At 68.2% G+C, this 15,194-nt stretch carries 10 protein-coding genes; 9 read left to right on the top strand and 1 reads right to left on the bottom strand.

Features of this window, described 5'->3' with window-relative positions; all coding sequences use genetic code 11:
• Positions 1-5: 5 nt before the first annotated feature.
• The 7 genes from EAH76_RS17710 (at position 6) to EAH76_RS17680 (ending at position 10,250) form a co-directional block, all read left to right on the top strand.
• Complete coding sequence (locus EAH76_RS17710) at positions 6-2,363, top strand: transketolase (RefSeq protein WP_140851606.1); 2,358 nt, start codon at positions 6-8, stop codon at positions 2,361-2,363.
• 27 nt (positions 2,364-2,390) lie between these two features.
• On the top strand, positions 2,391-3,680 hold the full coding sequence (locus EAH76_RS17705) for an N-succinylarginine dihydrolase (RefSeq protein WP_140851605.1): 1,290 nt from the start codon (positions 2,391-2,393) through the stop codon (positions 3,678-3,680).
• On the top strand, positions 3,677-5,143 hold the full coding sequence (locus tag EAH76_RS17700) for an ArnT family glycosyltransferase (RefSeq protein ID WP_194151037.1): 1,467 nt from the start codon (positions 3,677-3,679) through the stop codon (positions 5,141-5,143). The genes EAH76_RS17705 and EAH76_RS17700 overlap by 4 nt, the downstream gene beginning before the upstream one ends.
• Before the next feature lie 272 nt (positions 5,144-5,415).
• Complete coding sequence (locus EAH76_RS17695) at positions 5,416-6,288, top strand: glycosyltransferase (protein ID WP_194151036.1); 873 nt, start codon at positions 5,416-5,418, stop codon at positions 6,286-6,288.
• Between the two features lie 96 nt (positions 6,289-6,384).
• Positions 6,385-6,945, top strand: coding sequence for an RNA polymerase sigma factor (locus EAH76_RS17690; protein ID WP_140851604.1), 561 nt, complete (start codon positions 6,385-6,387; stop codon positions 6,943-6,945).
• The gene (locus EAH76_RS17685; protein WP_140851603.1) at positions 6,935-7,891 is read left to right on the top strand and encodes a FecR family protein; all 957 of its coding nucleotides are present in this window, start codon (positions 6,935-6,937) and stop codon (positions 7,889-7,891) included. The genes EAH76_RS17690 and EAH76_RS17685 overlap by 11 nt, the downstream gene beginning before the upstream one ends.
• Complete coding sequence (locus tag EAH76_RS17680) at positions 7,815-10,250, top strand: TonB-dependent receptor domain-containing protein (RefSeq protein ID WP_241659771.1); 2,436 nt, start codon at positions 7,815-7,817, stop codon at positions 10,248-10,250. Before EAH76_RS17685 ends, EAH76_RS17680 begins: the two co-directional genes overlap by 77 nt.
• A gap of 5 nt (positions 10,251-10,255) precedes the next feature.
• On the opposite strand, the gene EAH76_RS17675 is transcribed toward EAH76_RS17680, so the two are convergent.
• Entirely contained in the window at positions 10,256-12,457 is a 2,202-nt protein-coding gene (locus EAH76_RS17675; RefSeq protein ID WP_140851602.1) for a penicillin acylase family protein, read from the bottom strand.
• Between the two features lie 53 nt (positions 12,458-12,510).
• On the opposite strand from EAH76_RS17675, the gene EAH76_RS17670 reads away from it, so the two are divergent.
• Both EAH76_RS17670 and EAH76_RS17665 read left to right on the top strand, forming a co-directional pair.
• Positions 12,511-13,779, top strand: coding sequence for a metal-dependent hydrolase family protein (locus tag EAH76_RS17670; protein ID WP_140851601.1), 1,269 nt, complete (start codon positions 12,511-12,513; stop codon positions 13,777-13,779).
• A gap of 207 nt (positions 13,780-13,986) precedes the next feature.
• Positions 13,987-15,189, top strand: coding sequence for an efflux RND transporter periplasmic adaptor subunit (locus tag EAH76_RS17665; RefSeq protein WP_140851600.1), 1,203 nt, complete (start codon positions 13,987-13,989; stop codon positions 15,187-15,189).
• Positions 15,190-15,194: the final 5 nt, after the last annotated feature.

Raw genomic sequence — 15,194 nt, 5'->3', positions numbered from 1 at the left:
GCGACATGGATATGATCGCTACGCCGCCTGCGCACCACACCGACCCCGCCACGATCGCCGTGCTCGAGACGATCGAGACGCGGCTGCGCTGGCTCTCGTCCTGGACGATCCACAACGCCAACCATCTGCGTGAAAGCCGCGACGGGCTGAAGGTCGGTGGGCATCAGGCGAGCTGCGCGTCGATCACCGCGATCATGACCGCGCTCTATTTCGGCGCGCTGCGGCCGAACGACAAGGTCGCGGTCAAGCCACATGCCGGGCCGGTGCTGCATGCGATCCACTATATGCTCGGTCAGCAGAGCCGGGACGCGCTCGAACGCTATCGCGGGATGGGCGGTGCGCAGAGCTATCCGAGCCGCACCAAGGATACGATCCCCGTCGATTTCTCGACCGGGTCGGTCGGGTTGGGCGTGGCGATCACTGCCTTCGCATCGCTGATCCAGGACTATCTAATCGCGCATGGCGAGATGGCCGAGGCCGAGGCGGGCCGGATGATCGCGCTGATGGGCGATGCCGAGCTCGACGAGGGCAATATCTACGAATGCCTGATCGAGGCGTACAAGCACGACATCCGCAATTGCTGGTGGATCGTCGATTACAACCGCCAGTCGCTCGACAGCACGACGGCGGACCGGATGTTCCGCCGCTTCGACGATATCTTCGAGACGTGCGGCTGGCGCGTCGAGACGTTGAAGCACGGCAAGAAGCAGCGCGAAGTGTTCGCGCTGGCGGGCGGGCAAGCGATCGCCGACTGGATCGATGCCTGTCCCAATGCCGAGTTTGCGGCGCTGACGTATCAGGGTGGGGCTGCGTGGCGGTCGCGGTTGAATGCCAATCTGGCGGGGCAGAGCGAGACGCTCGCCTTGATCGCCGCGCAGGACGATGCCGCGCTCGCCGCGCTGATGACCAATCTCGGCGGGCATTGTATCGCGACCCTGCTCGAAGCGTTCGCGCGCTGTGACGATGACGTGCCGACGCTGTTCATCGCTTATACCGTCAAGGGCTATGGCCTGCCGTTTGCGGGGCACAAGGACAACCATTCGGGGTTGATGAACCCGGGCCAGATCGAGCAGCTGCGCGGCGATCTCGGCATTGCGGCGGGCGAGGAATGGGCGCCGTATGGCGGGCTCGGCGACAATGCTGCGGCTTCGGCGCGCGCGGTCGTCGAGGCGAGCGCGCTGGCGCAAGCGGCCAAGGCGAAGCCGGCACAGGCGGTGCCGGTCCCCGAGCGTTTGCCGGTGCCCGATGGTGCCGAACTCTCGACCCAGGCGGCGTTCGGGCGGATCCTGCTCGATCTCGCCAAATCGGGGCACCCGCTCGCCGACCGGATCGTCACGACGTCGCCCGACGTGACCGTCTCGACCAACCTCGGCGCGTTCGTCAATCAACGCGGGCTGTTCCGCCGGCAGGAATTGAAGGACGTCTTCTCCGCCGCGCGCATTCCGACCGCGCAGAAATGGGCGGGGCATAAGGCGGGCCAGCATATCGAGCTGGGCATTGCCGAGAACAATCTGTTCCTGATGCTTGCGGCGCTCGGGCTTGCCGCGCCGCTGTTCGGGACGCGGCTGATGCCGATCGGCACGGTATACGATCCGTTCATCGCACGCGGGCTCGATGCGCTCAATTACGCGTGTTACCAGGATGCGCGCTTCCTGCTGGTCGCGACACCGTCGGGGCTGACGCTCGGGCCGGAGGGCGGGGCGCATCAGTCGGTCAATTCGCCGCTGATCGGGATCGGCCAGCCGGGGCTCACCTATTTCGAGCCGGCCTTTGCCGACGAGCTCGCGCTGATCATGCGCTGGGGCTTCGAGCATATGCAGGCCGAGGACGGCGGCTCGGTCTATCTCCGGCTTACGACGCGGACGATTGCGCAGATCGAACGCGCCGACGACGGCTGGGAGCAGGCCGCGCTGCGCGGCGGTTATTGGTTGAAGCGGCCGGGCGGCGATAAGGATATCGCGATCGTCTTCACCGGCGCGGTGACGCCCGAGGTGCTCGAAGCGGCTGACCTGCTCGCCGAGGATGTGCCCGGGCTCGGTCTGCTGATGGTGACCTCGCCCGATCTGCTGCATCGCGGCTGGTCGGCGCGCCACGCCGGGCGGTGGACCGGCGCGACCGCGGCGAGCCATGCCGATACCTTGCTCGCCGAACTCGCGCCCGACGCCAAGCTCGTGACGATCATCGACGGCGCGCCTTCGACGCTGTCCTGGCTCGGCAGCGTGCGCGGGATGCGCGTGAGCCCGCTCGGCACCGATCGGTTCGGACAGACGGGCGATCTGCCCGACCTGTTCCGCGCCTATCGGCTCGATGCCGAGGCGATCGTCGATGCGGTCGCCGAACTTTGCCTCGGGCCGGTGGATTAGCGCCCGCGAGTGCGGTAGCTGCGGAGAATGCGCGAGATCAATTTCGACGGGCTGGTCGGGCCGAGCCACAATTATGCCGGGCTGTCGTTCGGCAACATCGCCTCGGCGAGCAATGCCGGCGCGGTCTCCGCGCCGCGCGCCGCCGCGCTCCAGGGCATCGACAAGATGCGCCATATGCTCGCGCTCGGGCTGCCCCAGGGGCTGCTGCTCCCGCATGACCGGCCCGATGCGACCTGGCTGCGCCAGCTCGGCTTTGCCGGCGATGACGACGCCGTGCTCGCCGCGGCGTGGCGTGAGGATCCGGGCTTGCTGCGCAACGTCGCGGCCGCCTCGGCGATGTGGACCGCCAACGCCGCGACCGTATCGCCCGCGCCTGACACGAGCGACGGACGCTGCCATCTGTCGGTCGCCAATCTCTCGACGATGCTCCACCGCAGCCTCGAGGCGCCGCAGACTGCGCGGCAATTGCGCCTCGCGTTCGGCGACACGCGCCACTTTGCGGTCCACGATGCGCTCCCGGCCGCGCTCGGCGACGAAGGGGCGGCCAATTTCATGCGGCTCGCGACGCACCACGGCGCCCGCGGTGTCGAGCTCTTCGTCTATGGCGTGCGGCGCGACACCGGCTTTCCGGCACGCCAGAACCGCGCGGCGAGCGCGGCGGTCGCGCGTCGGCACGGCCTCGACCCGGCCGACACGCTGCTCGTCGAGCAGAGCCAGGCGGCGATCGACGCGGGCGCGTTCCACAATGACGTCGTCGCGGTCGCCAACGAGACCGTACTGTTCACGCACGAACAGGCGTTCGAGGATCCGGCCGCGGTCTATGGCTTCATCCGCGCGCGGTTGCCCGAGGCAGTGATCCTCGAGGTTCCCGCGTCGAGCGTCTCGCTCGAGGCGGCGATCCGCTCCTATCTGTTCAACTCGCAACTCGTGACGCTGCCCGACGGCACGATGGCCTTGATCGTGCCGGGCGAATGCCGCGAACTGCCCGCGGTCTGGGACTGGCTGCAGCGGCTGGTCGCGGGGAACGGCCCGGTGCGGCGGATCGACGTGCTCGATCTGCGCGAATCGATGCGCAACGGCGGCGGCCCGGCATGCCTGCGCTTGCGTGTCGCGGTCGATGATGCGGCGTACGCGGCGATCGACCCGCGCTTCCTGCTCGATCCGGCGCGCTGCGATCGGATCGCGGCGCTGGTCGAGCGCGATTGGCCCGAGCACATCGCCCCAGACGACCTCGGCGATCCCGATCTGTGGCGGCGATGCCGGACGGCGCGGGCGGCGTTGCTCGAAACGCTGGGGTTCGGGCCGGGCGAACTTTGAACATCACCGAGCGGCTGCGCCAGGCCGCACCGCTGTTCGTCCTGCTGCTGCTCGCGCTCGCGCTGCGCGGGCCCGATTTCGGCAATCCGATCATCCATACCGACGAGCAATATTACGTGCTGGTCGGCGCGCGGATGTGGCACGGCGCCTTGCCCTATATCGACCTGTGGGATCGCAAGCCGATCGGGCTGTTCCTGATCTATGCCGCGACGCAGCGGTTCCCGGGCGACGGCATCCTTGCCTATCAACTGGTGGCGCTGCTCTTCGCGGTGCTGACCGCCTGGGCGATCGGCCGTGCGGCGCGCCTCGCTGGGGCGAATGCGGCCGGGGCGTTGCTCGGCGGGGCGGCGTATCTGGTGTGGTTGCCGCTGCTGAGCGGGCGTGCCGGGCAGGCACCCGTCTTCTTCAACCTGTTCATGGCCGTGGGCGCGGTCCTGCTGCTGCGCTTGCCGGTGCTGGCACGCGCTGGCGCGACGCGCGCGATCCTGCTGAGCGGGGCGGGAGCGTGCCTGCTCGCGGGTTTGGCGATCCAGACCAAATACACCCCGGCGGTGGAGGGCGCGCTGTTCGGCCTGGCGCACCTCTATTATCTGCACCGCGCCGGCGCGCGTGGGCGCGTCATGCTCGGCGCGGCGGCGGTGTGGCTGGCGCTGGGGCTGGCGCCGACGGTCGCGGCACTCGGCTATTATTGGCACCTCGGTCCCGCGGCGTTCCAGGCCTTCTGGTACGATAATTTCGCCTCGATCGTCGCGCGCGGGGCGTACAGCTATCCGCCCGATCTGACCGCGCGCCGGCTTGCCGGGATCAGCGCGCAGCTTCTCCTGCCGGCGATTTGCGCGGGGGTCGCGGTGAAGCGCGGGTGGCACGGCGCCGAGGTCCGGCTGGCGACGGCATGGCTGGGTGCGGCGCTTGTCCCGTTCGTCCTGCTCGGCGTGTATTTCGATCATTATGCGCTGCCCTTGCTGCCGCCGTTGCTGACGCTCGCCGCGGTGACGTTCGCGCGGCATCGCCGGATCGCGCTGGCGATCGTCGCGGCTGGGCTGACGGTGTTTGCGGTCGAGGCGGCGATCCGCCCTGACGACGCGCCCGGCGTCCGTGCGCTGGCGCGAGTGGTGAAGACCAATAGCGGGGACGAATGCCCCTATGTCTTTATTGGCGATGCGATCGTCTATCAGCTCGCCGACGCGTGCCTGCCGACGGCATATGCCTTCCCTTCGACGCTCGCTTATGCGCCCGAGCAAGGCGCGACCGGGATCGACGAAGCCGCCGAGGTGCGTCGCATCCTTTCGCGCCGCCCGCCGGTGATCGTCAGCGCCAGCCGCCCGCTTGCCGATTGGAACGCGCAGAGCCACGCCGCGGTGGCGGCAGCGCTCGCGCGCGACTATCGGCCGGTGTTCAGCACGCCCCGCCACGACTATCGCGCGATCGTCTATCTGCGCAACGATCGGACCTTGCGTCGCTGAGCGTACGTCCGACTTGAAAAAAAGTTCCCCCCTGTAAAAGTTTCCGTCCGGTTTCCCCGCATCGGTATCGTTGTGTCAGCGAGGAGATCTCGTTTGCCGATGCCGACCGCGAACCAATTGACGGGTTTCACCACTCGTATCGCGTCCGGCATCGCGTGCGGTTGGCCGGGGGGCGGCCGCACCATCGCAAACCGAGCGCGGGCCATTCCGGCGATCCGCGCTCTCTCCGCTTTTTTCTAAGTCCGTCTGACCGACGCCCACAGGAAACGGCCATGCTGCTCGAATCGCAATACTATCCCGAGTGGGAAGCTCCGGGAAAGCACCCGGCCGCGACCGCGTTGCCGCGCTGGAGCGTGCTGATCCCGTTCTTCAATGAGCGTGATTTCCTCGATGGCACGCTCGCCAGCCTCGCCGCGCAGGACGTGCCGTTCGAGCTGATCCTCGTCGACAACGGCTCGACCGACGGGAGCGGCGCGGTCGCGGCGGCGACGTGTCGCCGGCTCGGGCTCGCCTTCACGCTGCTCGTCGAGCGGCGTCCGGGCAAGGTCAACGCGCTCCAGACCGGCGTCCAGCGCACGCGCACGCGCTTCGTCGCGACGTGCGATGCCGATACGCTCTATCCGACCGATTATCTGCGCCAGGCCGAGCGGCTGCTCGATACGGGCGCGGTCGCGGGCGGCGCCTATTTCGTCACGCCGAACGCGACCGAGGACGACCATGTCCAGGCCGCCAAGCGGATGGCGCGCGCGGCGCGGTTGCTCCCGGCGCAATGCCATACCGGTGGGGCGGGGCAGGTGTTCCGCACCGACGTGCTGCGCCGCGCCGGCCAGTTCGATGCGCTGCGCTGGGGCTATGTGCTCGAGGATCACGAGATCATGCACCGCATGGCGAAGTTCGGGCGGCTGGCCTATGGCGAAGGCCTGTGGTGCACCCCGTCGCCGCGCCCGCGCGACCGCGAATCGATCCGCTGGACGCTCGGTGAACGGATTCTCTATCACACCACGCCAAAGCCCGCGCGCGACTGGTTCTTCTACCAGTTCCTGGCTCGCCGCCTCGCCGCGCGGCGCCTGTCGAGCGACCGCATTCGCGAGCGGCAGTTCCACGCCGAGGGCGATTTCGTGCCCGACTTGCAGAAAGCGGCGTAAGCTCGCGCCATTACGGGGCAATTGCGTGTCACGGGGCTTGCGGGCGACCGCGTTCGGCGCTCTACGCTGCGGCATGGTTCACACCCCGACGATCCGGTGAGCGAAAGCGGACTCAAGGCCGTGTTTCTGGCGGAGCAGCCGATGCTGCTGCGGCTGCTCGTCGCACGGCTCGGCAATCGCGCAGATGCCGAAGACGCGCTGCAGGACATGTGGATCAAGCTCGACCAGCTTCCCACCAGCCAACCCGTCGCGCAGCCCGCGGCCTATCTCTATCGCATGGCATCGAACCATGCCGCCGACCGGCGGATCGCCGCCACCCGCGCGGGTGCGCGCGATACCGCCTGGCTCGAAGTCCAGCCCGCCGCCGACGAACAGCCGACGATCGAACGCAGCCTGCTCGACCGCGAGCGGCTCGCCCGGCTCGAGGGAGCGCTCGCGGCGATGCCCGAGCGGATGCGCACCGCGCTGCGGCTCTATCGGCTCGAGGACGTGCCGCAAAAGGAGATTGCCGCGCGGCTCGGCATGACGCTGAGCGGCGTCGAAAAGCTGTTGCGAAGGGCGGTCAAAGAAATACAAGTCTATAAAGCCGCGAGTGAGGCGGATTCCGAATACCCACATCGTCTATCGAGCGAAGGGGAATCGAATCGTGACCGCTGAAGCAGCGCACATCATCGATCGCGCCGTCGACTGGCAGCTACGCCAGGCCGATATGGACGATCAGGCGTGGCATGCCTTCGTGGCGTGGCTCGAGGCAGATCCCGCACATGCGCGCGCCTTCGATGCGGTCGCGCTCGACATGGCGTTGCTGGGCGATCATCCCGAACTCTATCCGGCCGAGCCGCTCGCGGCGCCGATCTATCAGCCCGTTGCCGCGCGCGCGCCGCGTCGGGTTTGGGCCTGGGCAGGCGGCGGCCTCGCCGTCGCGGCGGCGGCCAGCCTGACGCTGATGTTCGTACCCATCGGCGGGAGCAGCGCTTCGCCATACACGGTCGAGACCAAGCCCGGCCAGCGGCAGGACATCGCGCTCAACGACGGCACGCGGATCGAGCTCAACGGCGCGAGCCGGCTGCTGCTCGACCACGCCAATTCGCGCATCGCCACGCTCGAATCGGGCGAGGCGACCTTCCACGTCCATCATGACGCCGGCGCGCCGTTCACCGTCCGGTCTGGCGGGCAGGTCGTCCAGGATGTCGGCACCGTGTTCAACGTCGCGCGCGACGGCAAGCGGCTCGATGTGCAGGTCGCCGAAGGATCGGTGCTGCTCCAGCCGAACCGCGAAGCGGTCGCGTTGCGCGCCGGTGCGGCGGCGAGCGTTCAGGAAGATGTCGGCAGCATCACCGTGTCGAAGATCGACGTCGCCAAAGTCGGCGCGTGGCGCAGCGGCGCGATCGCCTTTGCTGGCGAGCCGTTTGGGCGCGTCGCAAGCGCAGTGCTGCGCATCGACGGGGTCACGCTTTCGATCGACTCGAGCTTGTCGCAGCGTCCCTTTAGCGGCATGGTCCGCCTGACGGGGACGGCGGCGCGGGATGTTCCGCATCTGGCCGCATTGGTTGGGGCTGACTGGCATCACGATGGCGAGCGGTGGTTTATCTCGCCTCAATAACGCTCTGCGCATCGTTGCGCCGCTCGCGATTGCTCTAGCGACCCTGCTTCCCGAAAGTGCGCGTGCGCAAGGTGTGCAGGTCGCGATCGCGGCGGAACCGCTCGACCGCGCACTGACTGCGCTGGCCCAACAAAGCGGATTCGACATCATCAGCACCGAGCCGGGCCTCTCGCGGGTCCGCGCGCGCGCGGTGCGTGGGCGGATGGCGCCGCGCGAGGCGTTGCGGCGCTTGCTCGACGGTACGGGGTATCGCGCGATCGCGATCGATGCGCGCAGCTACCGCGTCGTGCGGGCGCCCGTCGCGACCATCGCGCCGCGACCCCGCCCGCCGGTGCACAAGCGCGCCGATGCGCCCGGAGATACCGCGGACATCGTCGTCACCGCGAGCAAGCAGGGATCGACCTTGCTGCGCTTTCCCGGGAGCGCATTGCTGGTCGGCGGGTTCGCGCCGGGCTCGCTCGCGGCGCGATCGGTGACGATGGACGATGTCGCGCGCGACACGCCGGTGCTGCAGAACACCGAGCTCGGCGAGGGGCGCAACAAGATCTTCATTCGCGGGATCGCCGACAGCAGCTTCAACGGCCCGACGCAATCCACCGCGAGCCTCTATTTCGACGAAGTCCCGTTGGGCTTTGCCGGCCCCGAGCCGAGCCTCAATCTCTACGACATGAAGAGCGTCGAGGTGCTCGAGGGGCCGCAGGGGACGCTGTACGGATCGGGCGCGATCGGCGGGATTATCCATCTCGAGCCCAACCCGACCGATCTCGCCAAGGTGCATGCCTCGCTCAGCGGCGGCGTCACCGCGACGCAGGGCGGCGAGGCGGGCTTTGACGCGGCCGGGATGATCAACCTGCCGATCCTCACCGATCGCGTCGGGCTGCGCGTCGTCGGCTATCGCGAGCGTGACGGAGGTTACCTCACCGATTCGATGCGCGGGCTCGGCAATATCAATCGGACCGACCGGCTCGGCGGGCGCGCCAGCCTGCTGATCGCGCCGGGCGACGGCTGGAGCATCGAAATCGGTGCGCTCGGGCAGAAGATCGACGCGACCGATGCGCAATATGCCGAGACGATGAGCGGCCCGCTCGAGCGTCGTTCGGTGCTCGCGCAGCCGTATAGCAGCCATATCAAGCTCGCGCGCGGCGTGGTGCGCAAGCATTGGGACAGCGGGCTCGATCTGGTCTCGGCGACGGGCTATGTCGATCTGCGCACGTTCGACACGTTCGACGCCTCGCGTGCGATCGGCGCGACCGGGCCCACCGTTTATACCACCGAGCAGAGCGACAAATTGTTCGTCCAGGAAACGCGCCTGTCGCGCGCGGTGCCCGACAAGATCGGATGGCTGGTCGGGATCGCCTTTCTCGAGGATCGCGACGTCCAGGCGCGTACGTTCGGCGTTCCCGACCAGCCGCGCGACATCATCGGCGTGAGCAACCGTACCGACAGTCTCTCGGTGTTCGGCGAGGCGAACTGGCCGGTCACAGAGCGGCTGACGCTGACCGGCGGCGCGCGCGTGACCAGCGCGCGCACCGATGGCGAGCCGTCGGTCACGCCGCGCAGCAACAGTTTCGTCAAGGGGCGCGCGACCCGGCGCGTCGATCCGACGCTCGCCGCGTCATGGCTGGTGGGACCGCGCCTGGCGCTGTTCGCGCGGCTGCAGTCGGGATATCGCACCGGCGGGCTCGCAGTGGCGAGCGGTGTCGGGCGCGTGCAGGATTTCGGCTCGGATTCGATCTCGGTGATCGAAGCCGGCCTGCGCAAGCAGCGCACCGGTGCGATTGGGCTCGAGCTGACGGTGGCAGCCTCCTACGCGCGCTGGCGCGACATTCAGGCGGATCTCTATACGCGGCGTGGCCAGCCCTACACCGCCAATATCGGCAATGCCGATATCATCGGGCTCGAGGCGACCGGCGATTGGGTGCCGGTGCCCGGGCTGCACGCCAATTTCGCCTTTCTCTATACGCACAACGTCGTCGACGGACCGCTCGCGCAATCCTCCACCAAGGCCAATCGGCGCTTGCCCGAAACCCCGGCGTTCGCGGGGAATGCCGGGCTGAGCTATCACTGGATGCTGCGGGACGCCTCGACGCTGAGTGTCGGGACGTCGGGCCGCTATGTCGGGCGGTCGGTGCTGGGAACGGGGGATTTTCTCGACGTCAGCCAGGGGAATTATGCCGTGCTCGATGCGCAGGTCGCGTGGCATTGGCGCAAGTTCGACGTGACGCTGGCTGCGGACAACCTCGCGAACGCGACGGCGAATCGCTTTTCGCTCGGCAATCCGCTGATCCTCGCCTCGCGCCAGCAGACGACGCCGCTGCGGCCGCGCAACGTGCGCCTGGGCGTGTCGGTCGCCTGGTAGCGAGTTCAGCGTTCGCCCGGCCGATAGCGCCGTTCGACATGGGCGGCGAGATCGTCGGGATAGAAATAGACCGGACGCAAGGCGCCGCTCGCGTAGTGCGTCGCCTGGTCGCCGAAGTGCGGCGAGGCGGGATCACCGCTTTCCCCGCCCGCGGTGACGGCCCAGGCGCGCAGCCTGGGGCCGAACTCGACCACCGCGACGAAGCTGTTGCCGCTCGATCCGTAGAGCTTGGTCGTATTGGGATAGAATTTCGCGCCGAACGAGGCGAGGCTGCCCCATTGCGCCGAGGCGAAGGGGACGGGGATGCTTGGGCGGGCATCGTCGAAATGCGGGGCGATCGCATCGTCGAGCCGCTGGAAGCGGTTGATCCGCCCCCAGCCGACACGCCAGTCGCCGAAATCGCGCGTCAGTTGTTCGACCGCTGCGCCGAGCGCATCGAGCTTGGCGCTGTCGGAGACGCGCGTCGCGATGTAGCGCGGCACGTTGATCTGCTCGGCCTGGACGAAGCTGCCGACCTCGCGCCACATCTGTCCGGCCCAGAGCACGCCGAGCGTGGTTGCGACCGACTCGGTGCCCCAGCGACTGTCCCAGCCGCGGAGCATCGCGATCGGCGCGGCGAGTTTAGCCCGACGCGGGTCGCTTGCGGGGAGCGCGTCATACGCCTTCACCAAGGGCGGAATCAGCGTCGCGAAGGCGGGCATATAGCTGTCATACGCCGCCGCGATCAGCCGTTCGGGGGTGAAGTCGTGCCGGTCCTTGAGCAGCAGGTCGGCATGGACGCCGCGCTGGTTCTCGCCGACGCTGTCCATGTAGCGCGGATAGTCCTTCGCCTTGGGGCTGTCCGGCCCGGCGGCGCTCCACGGCCAGTCATTGGTGTTGCGCGCCCAGCCGACGGTCGGGTTGATCGCGTTGGGGAGGCTCGCGACGGTGTGCAGCCCGTTCCAGTCGGTCGCGGGATCGGCGCCGTCGACCGGCTTGGTATAGTCGAAGCGGTCGTTGCGGACGGGCACGAATTGCGGGTGGAGATAGGCGATCTCGCCCTTGGCGTCGGCGAACAGCGTGTCGTTCGAAGAGTTCGCCTTGCGCTCGGCGACCTTCATGTAGCTCGCGAGATCGTGCGCCTTGGTGCGCAGCCAGCTTTGTTCGAGCGCGGGGACGGGTTTCCACATCAGGCTCTGCGCGATCCATTTGCCGCCGCGGTCGGCGACGATCGGGCCGTGATGCGAGGCGAAGGTCGTGAAGCTCCGCGCGGCCATCGTGCCGTCGGGCTTGCGGAACGAGAGGGTCACGACCGAGCTTCGCAGCGGACGCATCGTCTTGCCGTAGCGATACGAGGCGGTTTTGCCCGAACGGCCCATCTCCTCGGCAAAGCTGTCGACATTGTCGACGCCCGAGGACGTGTGCATCCATCCGGCTTGCTCGTTGAAGCCCTGGTAGATGAAGAACTGCCCCCAGGTCGACGCGCCATAGGCGTTCAGTCCCTCGCCGCTCGTCATCTGCAGTTCGGAGCGGAAGTAGAAGCTGGTGTGCGGGTTGATCAGCAGTAGCGCATGGCCACCGACGGTGTTCTTCGGTGCAATCGCGATGCCGTTCGATCCGCGCGGTTCGCGGGGGAGGGGGCCTGTGTCCTCCGACGCGATCGTGATCGGCCGACCGCCGTAGAAAGCGGCGAGGTCGGACAGCGAAATCCGCTCTATATCGCCGCCGATGCTGCCCTCGGTAAAGGACAGCGCCATCCACGGCTCGAACCGCGTGAGCACCTTGGGGCGGACCTGCGGGTGCGTCGCCAGATAATAGTTCAGCCCGTCGGCCCAGGCGGTCATCAGCGCCTTAAGATAGGCCGGGCTTGCGCGATACTGCGCCTGCAGTTCGACCGGATCGACATACAACCGCTGGCGCAGATCGGTCCAGATCGCGCCTTCCCCTTCGGCCTCGGCGGTGCGCCCCAGCGCCGTCAGATAATTCGCCTCGATCCGGCTGAAATCGTCCTCGGCCTGCGCATAGATCGCGCCGAACACCGCATCGGCGTCGCTGCGCCCGACGACATGCGCGATCCCCCAGGTGTCGCGGGTGATCGTGACGCGCGCTGCTTCGGCGCGCCAGCGCGTCTGCTCGTCAGGAGCGGGGGCGGCGGCGACCGTGAGCAAGGGCGCGAGCAGCGCCGCCAAAGCGAACAGGTTGCGCGGGCGGCGGGTGAGTCTATCCATGACGCGACGCTATCGGGCATCGCTCGTGGCGACAATGATCGTGGAGCCGACCGATGAAATGCGTGATCGCTGCAATCCTGCTCGTCCCGCTCATGCTCGGCGCCGCCGCGCCCGAACCGGCGGCACCGCGCACGACCTTGTTGCGCCCGGCGGCGGTGTTCGATGGGGTCGAGCCGGTCGCGCATCCCGGCTGGCAGGTGCTCGTCACCGGGGATCGGATTACAGCGGTCGGCCCTGCGCTCGCTGTGCCGGCGGGGACCGCGACGATCGACTTGCCCGGCGATACGCTGATGCCCGGGATGATCGAGGGGCACGGCCACCTCTTCCTCCACCCCTATAACGAGACGAGCTGGGACGATCAGGTGCTCCACGAGCCGCTCGCGTTGCGCACCGCGCGCGCGGTCGCGCAGGCTGCCGCGACGCTGCGCGCGGGGTTCACCACCGAGCGCGACCTCGGCACCGAGGGCGCGGGCTATGCCGATGTGGGCTTACGCGAGGCGATCGCGAAGGGGATCGTGCCGGGGCCGCGGATGATCGTCGCGACGCGCGCGATCGTCGCGCGCGGCGCTTATGGCCCCAAGGGTTTTGAGCCCGGTCTCGTCATCCCGCAAGGCGCGGAGGAAGCGAGCGGCGTCGACGAGGTCGTGCGGGTCGTTCGCTCGCAGATCGCGGCGGGCGCTGATGTCGTAAAACTCTATGGCGATTATCGCTGGGGTCCGGGCGAGCCGAGCCGCCCGACCTTCTCCACCGCCGAAATGAAGGCCGCGGTCGAGGCGGCGCACGATGCCGGGCGGACGGTCGCGGTCCACACCGCCACCCCCGAGGGGATGCGCCGCGCGATCGCCGCTGGCGCCGACACGATCGAGCATGGCTATGGCGGCACGCCCGAAATCTTCCGCGCGATGGCCGCGCAGCATATCGCCTTGTGCCCGACACTCGCCGCGTCCGATGCGGTCGCGCGCTATCGCGGCTGGAACGGCGGCGATCCGGTGCCCGAGGCGGTCGCGCAGAGCCGCGCAGCGTTCGCGCTGGCGCGTGCCGCGGGCGTGCCTATCTGTATGGGCGGCGATGTCGGCGTCTTCGCACACGGCGAAAATGCGCGCGAAATGGTGTTGATGGCCGCGGCGGGAATGCCCGCGGCGCAGGTGCTGATCGCCGCGACATCGGGCAATGCGCGCGCCTTTCACCTCAGCGATCGGGGCACGGTGCGGGTCGGGCTCCTCGCCGACCTGGTCGCCGTTAAGGGCGATCCGACCAGCACGATCGATTCGGTCCGACACGTTGCCTGGGTGATGAAGAATGGTGTAGCGATCGCACCATAGCCCGGCGGTGCCAGCGATCGGCACAGTCCGATTGCTACATTTATTGCCCGTTCGTGGCGGTAGGGAAACCAAGCGTTTCTTGCTGGCCGCTTGCATTGCAGCATTTGCCGTCGCACTTAAGGGGCGATGGCCGTGAATCCGCCCCCGAGAGCGGATCACCTGGACGAGGGTGGATTGGTGACGACCAGGTCTTGGGGATAGACGTAGATGATGAAGCTAACGAGCTCGGTTCGCTCGCTCTTGGCGGTTGCCAGTCTCGCGGCGCTTGCCGCGTGTTCGAAGAGCGCGCCGCCGCCGCCCCCCGCACCCCAGGTTACCGTCGCGCTCCCGCTGCAGCGCGATATCGTCGATTGGGACGAATATGTCGGCCGTTTCGAGGCGATCCAGGACGTCGAACTGCGCCCACGGGTGTCGGGCACGATCGACAAGGTGCTGTTTGCCAACGGCCAGCGTGTGCGCGCGGGCGAGGCTTTGTTCACGATCGATCCGCGCCCCTATGCGGCCGCGCTCGCCCAGGCGCGCGCGCAGGTCGCCAAGTCGCAGGCTGCGCTGACCAATGCGCGCTCCGAGCTCGCGCGTGCCGACAAGCTGCTCGCCGCGCAGGCGATCAGCCGCGAGGAATATGAGACCAAGCTCGCCAACGTCCGCAGCGCACAGGCCGATCTCGGCGCGGGCAATGCCAATGTCACCACCGCGCAGCTCAATCTCGGCTTCACCACGGTCCGCTCGCCGATCACCGGGATCGTCTCCGATCGCCGCGTCAGCAAGGGCAATTACGCGACCGACGCGACCACAGTGCTGACGCGCGTCGTCTCGACCGACCCGATCTGGTTCTCGTTCGACGGCGCCGAGAGTTTCTACCTCAAGTATCTCCGCCAGGCGAAGGCGGGGGAGCGTGGCTCGTCGCGCAACACGCCAAACCCGGTCGAGGTCCAGCTTGCCGACGAGACCGGCTATCGCTGGCATGGCCGGATGGAATTCGTCGACAATGCGGTCGATCCCAATTCGGGGACGATCCGCGCGCACGCGGTGATCTCCAATCCCGACGGCTTCCTCACCCCCGGCCTGTTCGGGCGTGCGCGGCTGCTCGGCTCGGGCACCTATCATGCGATGCTCGTCCCCGACGAAGCGGTCGTCACCGACCAGACGCGCAAGCTCGTCTATGTCGTCGGCAAGGACGGCAAGGCGATCCAGCGCCCGGTCGAAACCGGCCCGCAGGTCGAGGGCCTGCGCGTCATCAAGACCGGCCTAGCAGCCGGCGAGCATGTCGTGATCGAGGGCATCACCACGCTCCAGCCGGGAATGCCGGTCAAGGCGGTGCTGACCACGATGAAGCCGCGCGCGGCCAACACCGCGCCGACCAGCCAGCCCGACACCGCGCCCCCCGCATCCGATGCGACCGCGAAGTAAGCGCC

Source organism: Sphingomonas glacialis (assembly GCF_006439055.1).
Taxonomy (GTDB): domain Bacteria; phylum Pseudomonadota; class Alphaproteobacteria; order Sphingomonadales; family Sphingomonadaceae; genus Sphingomonas; species Sphingomonas glacialis_A.
This window is presented reverse-complemented; position numbering and strand designations above follow the sequence as displayed.

Coding starts and splice junctions, on each gene's coding strand:
- EAH76_RS17710 (WP_140851606.1), top strand. CDS start 6: ATGGATATGATCGCTACGCCGCCTGCGCACCACACCGACCCCGCCACG.
- EAH76_RS17705 (WP_140851605.1), top strand. CDS start 2,391: ATGCGCGAGATCAATTTCGACGGGCTGGTCGGGCCGAGCCACAATTAT.
- EAH76_RS17695 (WP_194151036.1), top strand. CDS start 5,416: ATGCTGCTCGAATCGCAATACTATCCCGAGTGGGAAGCTCCGGGAAAG.
- EAH76_RS17680 (WP_241659771.1), top strand. CDS start 7,815: ATGTTCCGCATCTGGCCGCATTGGTTGGGGCTGACTGGCATCACGATG.
- EAH76_RS17675 (WP_140851602.1), bottom strand. CDS start 12,457: ATGGATAGACTCACCCGCCGCCCGCGCAACCTGTTCGCTTTGGCGGCG.
- EAH76_RS17670 (WP_140851601.1), top strand. CDS start 12,511: ATGAAATGCGTGATCGCTGCAATCCTGCTCGTCCCGCTCATGCTCGGC.
- EAH76_RS17665 (WP_140851600.1), top strand. CDS start 13,987: ATGATGAAGCTAACGAGCTCGGTTCGCTCGCTCTTGGCGGTTGCCAGT.